This window comes from Ralstonia sp. VS2407 (assembly GCF_052950655.1).
This window is the reverse complement of record NZ_JBRFVG010000370.1, coordinates 1-435: the sequence shown is the minus strand read 5'-3', so window position 1 is coordinate 435 and position 435 is coordinate 1. Positions and strand designations below refer to the sequence as shown.

The 435-nt window shown below is 65.1% G+C and carries 2 protein-coding genes; both read right to left on the bottom strand.

The window, feature by feature from the left end:
* On the bottom strand, positions 1-248 hold a 248-nt coding region (locus ACU8YE_RS25520; RefSeq protein ID WP_446930396.1), incomplete at its 3' end, for a hypothetical protein.
* Positions 242-435: hypothetical protein (locus ACU8YE_RS25515; RefSeq protein ID WP_446930394.1), on the bottom strand; the 194-nt coding region annotated here is incomplete at its 5' end. The genes ACU8YE_RS25515 and ACU8YE_RS25520, both read right to left, overlap by 7 nt.

Below are 435 nucleotides of genomic sequence, written 5' to 3'. Positions count from 1 at the left end.
GCATAGAGACCGACAAACAGCGTCTCCTTCCCCGGGACCCCGACAAAGGACGCCCAGTAGGGCGCGCGGAGCTGGCCGGCGTCGCCAATCGCCTGCGTCTCCTGATATGCCTCAAACCGCGGCCGATCGTCGCGCCACAGGACGTAAGGGGAGCGGAAGCCCGTGTAGCGGTTGTCCTGGTGGCGAAGCAGGCGGACTTCATGCCGCGCGATGCCGGCCAGGTCGAGGAGATCGCCGAAGGTCAGCATGACGGAGCGGAGTCCTGTTCGGCTGCTTCAGAGGTGACGGTCTGCGGATTGCCGAACCGGTATGCGGACAGCTCCTCGCGGTCGGTCATGCCCAACGGGCTCTTGCTGTACGTTCCCTTCGCCCAACTGGCGGTGTGGGTGTGACGCTCGCCAAACGCTACCATCGTGTCGTGAGGAGCGACATACC